Raw genomic sequence first — 6223 nt, 5'->3', positions numbered from 1 at the left:
TCCTCGACGAATCCCTGACGCCGAAGTTGCTGGTAGCGGCTGGGTTGATGGCTATCGGTGTGTGGCTGCACCTCACCGAGCAGCACGAGCATGAGCATACCCACGAATCGCTTGAGCATGTCCACGAGCATGTTCACGGTGAAGGCGATGAGCACCATGACCACGGACACAATGAGCCCGTGCTTCCCGGCACCCGCCATACCCACCTGCACCGCCATGAGCCGATCAGGCACTCGCATCCTCATTTCCCGGACGCCCACCATTTGCATTCGCACTAACAAAGGCACCCAACTTCCAACCACTGTCTTGAATGTAGAGGTTTGACGGGCAGACGGGTGTATCATCGGAGATCAGAACCCACTGATTTCCTGGTGAACCTCATGATGAATACGGGGCAGGTTTAGCCGGCACCGGGGCGCAAAAGCAGGTAAGATGGAGCCGTCTTTATTCAGCGAGTGATCTGTATGCCCACTTTTCAGGTGACCAAGCAGGAATTCCACACGGTGGTCAAGACCTACATAGAGGAGTTCGATACCTCGGATCAAGACAAATGGGCTCATTTCAGAGCGCTCGTCTCTGCCTATGCCGGCGATGAACTGGCCGATTTTCCGTTAGAGGCGCCTGAAGATGCCCACGTATGGTTTGCGCTCCTGCAGTTGATGAGGCCATCCGAATACGAGGTGGAAGTGAAAGATGACTGGATCTCTGTGCGCCATGGCGAATTCAAGACCATTCATTACCTCGAAGATGCCTACGGGGAAGTCATCGAATCGACGGAGTAAGCCTGCCCCAGTTGCCTGACGGCCTCCGCACGTGCCTTGCGCTGCATTGACGCTGCCGTAAAGGGCCGGGGAGCAGTCCGGTCATATCGGGCGCGGGGCATCCGAAGCCTGGTCGGGTTTGGTGTCGGGGGCCGAAAGGAGTGCCGCGGGCCCCCATTCCATACGGATCAGGGTGCCGTGGTGGTCTGATTGAATGGTCAGGATCAGGTCCAATTCCGCGGCGCGCCGTCTCAGATTGGTCAAACCTCGTCCGGTTCTCTGGGACCGAGGGTCAAAACCGATTCCATCATCCCTGATTTCCAGGAAAGAATCCGCGAGAATGAAATTTACATGCCGTGCCCGACTGTGTTTGGCCACGTTGTTGAATATTTCCTGGATCATTCGGACCAGTTGTACATGGCGTGAAGGGCTGGGATGAGGCAGCTGAGGGGAGGCGGTGACTTGCCAGTGAAGGGTGATGTCACAGGCGCTCATGGCGAGATCGAGACGTTCGCGCACGCTGGCGATCAGGAGGGACAAATCCCCGTTTTTGTCGTCGATGGAATCGGCCATGAGGCGCAAATCATCCAGGGCGGTATGCAGGGTCTTTTGCAAGGCGGGCGTGGTCAGGGGCATCCGGTCGATGAGCGCCAGTGCGCTGACCAGGTATCCGCCCAATCCGTCATGCAGGTCGCGCAGGATGTGTTCCCGTTCGTCCAGCAGCGCCGTATGGGTGAGTAAGGTGAGATGTTCCTTGTAACTGGAGGCCAATGCCCGGGATTTTTCTTCGACCTGGCGGTTGAGTTCCGAATTCAGCAGGATGTACTGGTTGAGGGTACGGTCGAAACGCAGGATGACCAGAAGGGTGATGACCAGTCCCATGGAGGAAGCGGCCCAATACGCATAGTAATTGGGCAAGTGTCTGTGGGGAAGGATCATCTGGTCCAGATCATGAATGCCTATCCCGGCCAGCACCAACAATACGATGAGCAGGAGGAGGGATTCAATCTTGTCCCCTGTTTTGCGGTGCAGGATGACCAGATAGAACAGGTAGGGGGAAATGAGCCCGTAACTGACCCCCATGTATCCGAAGAGTTTTAAATAGTGCGATGGGCCGGCCCAGGCGATCAGGAGGGGCGTGATCAGGGTGTATGCGCCGACCCAGCGTTCCAGAACGGGGTGTTTGACCCGAACGAAGCGGTGGATGACCAGCAGGATGATATAGGAAAACCCCATGGCGAGGGTATAGACGAACCATAGCCAGAGGTCGTGCCGTACGGGAATTTCCGTCAGGAAAAATGAGGAGGTATAGATGCCGCTGCATAAACTTCCCAGGGCAAGCATGAGATAAAGCGGTTCCGTGCGATGGTGTCTCCAGAGGAGAAACAAACCCAATGCCAGGGAGATGTTCAGGACGCAGACCGTGATGGGGGTCGTGACCTCGAGCATGTAGCGATGGTCAAGGCGTGGGGCAAGTTCGTTGAACAGCCCGAACTGCACGCTTTCCAGGCCGGACGTCTCATTGGGGTAGCCCAGTATGGCAATGGAGAGAAGGTTGTTCCCGGGGTGTAACAGACGGCCGGGGACGGGAAAAAGCAGGGGCCGGAAACTGTTGAGGGAAATCGGTTCGACCATGCGTCCGCCGCTGCCCACCAGGATTCCATTGACAAAAACTTGAGCATTGGCGCTCAGTCGGGGTAGGTAGATGCCCCAAAGATCGTGACTGGGACGATCCAGAAAAAAAGTGAACTGGTACCACCCGATTCCGCCCCGGTCAGGGTGACTCAAATTCCAGTTGTCGGGAAGCGTGACCGGGTTCCAATGCTCGGGTTCCTCCGTGGGCGGAGAGTTTTCCGGAGAAAAAATGAAATATCCTTGCGTCAATGTGGAGATGGCGGCCTGAACCGGAAAGTGGAGCGGGAGGAAACAGAAAAGGCACAGCAGGCGCAGGACGCTCCTGATGAGGGTGGGGCCGCGCCACGGTTCATGAATTTTTGCCGTGTCCCGGACCAAGCCGTTATCGCCCGAGAGATGTGCGCAACCCATTTATTTATCTGCCTGAGTCCGCCAACTGCCGCAATTGGGTTGTCGCTATTTTTTTGAGGAACCAACCCAGGAAAATCGTCCATAATCCGCCCCCGAGGTCCCCTGAAAGCATTTCCCGGATACCGAACAGGATGAAAACATAAGCGAAGACTTGCCCGACCCTTGCGGCAATGAAGGTGGCACGCCGCGCATTTCCGGTGATGCCCCATACGATCGCCCGAAATATGCGCCCTCCGTCGAGAGGATATCCGGGAACGAGATTGAACAACCCCAGCGCCAAATTGATATAGGCCAGATACTTGATCAAGGCCAGCAGGGGGGGATTGTCTGAAAAGACGGGCAGAAGCGAATAGCCTGCGAAAGCCAGAATGAAACTGACCAGAGGCCCTGCAAGCGCGATCAAGAACTCCGCGAAGGCACTGGGCGCTTCCCCTTCGATTTGCGCCACGCCCCCAAACATGAAGAGCGTAATATTATTTACCCGGATTCTGTACCAGAGAGCCACAACGGAATGTCCCATTTCGTGCAGCAAGATGCATGCGAAATAGGACAGGGCGGTCACTGCGCCCATGATCCAGTACAACACCGGTGGCCAATTGGAGAATTCGGCGGGATAGTAATTGTCCGCCAACATCCAGGTGAGCAGGCAAAAGACGAGAAACCATGAGGAATCCAGACCGACCGGTATTCCCAGAATGCTCCCCAGCCAGTATGGCTTTCTGGCCATTTGATCTCTCCTTCAAAGGAAGCCAAATCTGCAGGCGAGCACCTGCAGGCAAGCAGGGTATCGGCCAGGGGGGGGCGGCATGGGGAGCGAGCACCCTGCCTCATCCCGCGTGAGGTTGGACCACCAGGGCGCAACCGAATCACCCGCCCGCGCCGATAAACCAGAATGGTTTGTCGTGCCTGTTTTTTTATGGTGCTGATGAGAGGAGTCGAACCCCCGACCTACTGATTACGAATCAGTTGCTCTACCAACTGAGCTACATCAGCACTGAAACCATGTATTATACCGGATTCCGGGGCTGTAATGAATCTTCTTAAATCTCTCGCCCAAACCAGCAGCATGACGTTGCTCTCACGCATCTTCGGCTTTCTGCGCGATGTGGTGGTGGCGCACGCCTTTGGCGCAGCGGGTGAAACAGATGCTTTCGTGGTGGCTTTCCGGCTCCCCAATCTGTTGCGCCGCCTGTTTGCCGAGGGCGCTTTCTCGCAGGCCTTCGTTCCCCTGCTGGCAGCCCAACGCGCCAAACATGGGGACGAGGCGGCGCGCCATCTGGTGGATCATGTGGCCAGTGTGCTGGTGGTGGCGTTGTTGGTGACGACCTTGCTGGGCGTGCTTTTTGCGCCGCAGATCCTGTGGATGACGGCTCCGGGGTTTCACCGGAATCCAGCCGAATTTGCGCTGACCGCCCAATTGCTGCGCATCACCTTCCCCTATATCTTTTTCATTGCCCTGGTTGCTTTGTCTGCCGGCATTCTCAATACCTGGAGCCGGTTCTGGGTGCCGGCCATAACCCCCATCTGGCTGAATGTCGCTTTTCTGTTTTTTGTGCTGGCACTGTCCCGGTTCTTCCATCCGCCCGTTGCCGCCCTGGCCTGGGGCGCTCTTGCCGGCGGCGTGTTGCAACTCCTTTTTCAGTGGCCCTTCCTGCGTCAGTTGCAGATGGTTCCGCGCTGGCGCTGGGATCCCTTTGATCCCAGGGTGCGGCGGGTCTTGAAATTGATGGGTCCGGCGGTGATCGGGGTGTCGGTGGGGCAGATCAGTTTATTGTTGAGTACCCTGTTTTCGTCCTACCTGCCTACCGGCAGTATTTCCTGGTTGTTTTACGCCGATCGTCTGATGGAGTTTCCCACGGGTTTGCTGGGGGCTGCTCTGGGCACGATCCTCTTGCCCAGTTTGGCGCGTACCCATGCGATGGACGACCAGGTGGGGTATTCGGCTTTGCTGGACTGGGGATTGCGGCTGACCTTGATGTTGACGTTGCCCGCTGCATTGGCGCTGGCCCTGATCGGGGTGCCTCTGGTTTCCACCCTGTTCATGCGCGGTGCTTTCGGTCCGCACGACGTCGTACAGGTCGATCTGGCGCTGCTGGCCTATAGTCTGGGGTTGATGGGGCTGATCAGCATCAAGATCCTGGCCCCGGGGTTTTACGCCCGGCAGGATATCAAGACCCCGGTCAAGATCGCCCTGCTGATCCTGGTGCTGACCCAGGGGATGAACGCCCTGTTCATCGGTCCCCTGCATCATGCCGGCCTGGCCCTGGCGACCAGTCTGGGTGCCTGCGGCAATGCCGGTTTGTTGTATTGGGGGCTGCGCCGGCGCGGCGTGTATCGGCCAGGAGCGGGCTGGTCCGGGTTTTTGCTGAAACTGGGGGGGGCGCTGGGGGTGATGGGAGCGGTGCTCTGGATCGGTCAGGGAGCGGAATCCTTCTGGCTGACGGCTCCCTTTGGTGCCCGGATAAGGCATCTGATCCCGTTGCTGGTGGGCGCTGGCGGCAGTTATTTTGCGACCCTGTGGGGTTTGGGATTCCGGTTACGCGATTTTTCCCGGCACGCTGTGCCACAAGCCAAAAGCCAGACCGAGCAGTAACAGGGAGAGTCCGGCGCGGGTGATTCTTTCCGGTAAAAAGTGATTGAGCCGGGTACCCACCCAAAGCCCTGGGAGAGATCCTGCCAGGAGGGCGGCCAACAGGGTCCCGTCCACATGCCCCAGGCGCAGGTGTCCCAAACCGGCCAGCAGGGTCAGCGGCACCGCATGGGCCAGTTCCGTGGCGACAATGGTGGAAAGGGTGAAACTGGGGTAGAGAACCAGCAGCAGCGCTGTGCCCAGTGCGCCGCCCCCCACTGAGGAAAGCGTGACGAGGACGCCGATGAAAAAGCCCAGTATCGGGGTCCAGGCCCGTGCATGTGGGGGATCGGTCGGTTTGGGTTTGGTGCGCCGTTTCCAGAGGGCCAGGGTGGTCAGCGTCAGGGCCACGGCCAATCCCTGGCGCAGCGTTTGATCCAGCAGGGGGCTGGCAGGAATCCGCTGCAGGATCCAGAGCGTGAGTCCGCTTCCCGGCAGACTGCCCACCAGCAGCCAGCCTGCTGTGCGCCAGGACACATTTCCGTGGCGTTGATGACAGGCAACGGCCCCGGCCTTGGTCAACGCGGCGTAGAGCAGGTCGGTTCCAATGGCCGTTGCGGTGGGGATGCCAAAGCCCATGACCAGCAGGGGGGTCATGAGGGATCCCCCGCCGATTCCGGTCATTCCGATCAGTAGTCCCCCCGCAGCGCCGGACAGGATGAAATTGACAAGCATGCCAGCGGGTTCCCCGAGAGAGTGAGATAGAGTTTGGAAGAGAGCATACCTGAGGCGTTATAGAAAACTAAGTAATAAGTTATTGTATGTACCTAACCAATGATTATAATGA

Annotated in this window: 5 protein-coding genes, 1 tRNA gene and 1 pseudogene; 3 read left to right on the top strand and 4 right to left on the bottom strand. The window is 58.0% G+C overall.

Annotated elements, in window-relative coordinates; translation table 11 throughout:
- Both M6F29_RS12245 and M6F29_RS04385 read left to right on the top strand, forming a co-directional pair.
- A pseudogene (locus M6F29_RS12245) lies at positions 1-278 on the top strand (EamA family transporter); the annotation flags it as partial.
- Positions 279-464: 186 nt separating this feature from the next.
- The gene (locus tag M6F29_RS04385; RefSeq protein ID WP_297455653.1) at positions 465-782 is read left to right on the top strand and encodes a hypothetical protein; all 318 of its coding nucleotides are present in this window, start codon (positions 465-467) and stop codon (positions 780-782) included.
- Between the two features lie 81 nt (positions 783-863).
- Here the strand turns inward: M6F29_RS04385 and M6F29_RS04380 are convergent, their stop codons facing one another.
- The 3 genes from M6F29_RS04380 to M6F29_RS04370 all read right to left on the bottom strand — a co-directional run bounded on the left by M6F29_RS04380 (position 864) and on the right by M6F29_RS04370 (position 3800).
- Complete coding sequence (locus tag M6F29_RS04380) at positions 864-2807, bottom strand: sensor histidine kinase (RefSeq protein ID WP_298157686.1); 1944 nt, start codon at positions 2805-2807, stop codon at positions 864-866.
- Positions 2808-2811: 4 nt separating this feature from the next.
- Complete coding sequence (locus M6F29_RS04375; RefSeq protein ID WP_298157685.1) at positions 2812-3534, bottom strand: site-2 protease family protein; 723 nt, start codon at positions 3532-3534, stop codon at positions 2812-2814.
- A 190-nt stretch (positions 3535-3724) separates the two neighbouring features.
- Positions 3725-3800 (bottom strand) — tRNA-Thr (locus M6F29_RS04370).
- A 37-nt stretch (positions 3801-3837) separates the two neighbouring features.
- On the opposite strand from M6F29_RS04370, the gene murJ reads away from it, so the two are divergent.
- Entirely contained in the window at positions 3838-5400 is a 1563-nt protein-coding gene (gene murJ, locus M6F29_RS04365; RefSeq protein ID WP_298157684.1) for a murein biosynthesis integral membrane protein MurJ, read from the top strand.
- On the opposite strand, the gene M6F29_RS04360 is transcribed toward murJ, so the two are convergent.
- Positions 5344-6111, bottom strand: a complete 768-nt coding sequence (locus M6F29_RS04360; RefSeq protein ID WP_297481408.1) for a sulfite exporter TauE/SafE family protein — start codon at positions 6109-6111, stop codon at positions 5344-5346. The genes murJ and M6F29_RS04360 overlap by 57 nt on opposite strands.
- Between the last annotated feature and the right edge of the window lie 112 nt (positions 6112-6223).

The sequence above is a fragment of the Ferrovum sp. genome, assembly GCF_027317285.1.
Classification (GTDB): domain Bacteria; phylum Pseudomonadota; class Gammaproteobacteria; order Burkholderiales; family Ferrovaceae; genus Ferrovum.
Note: the sequence above shows the minus strand (reverse complement) of the source record. Positions and strands in the feature narration are given on the sequence as shown.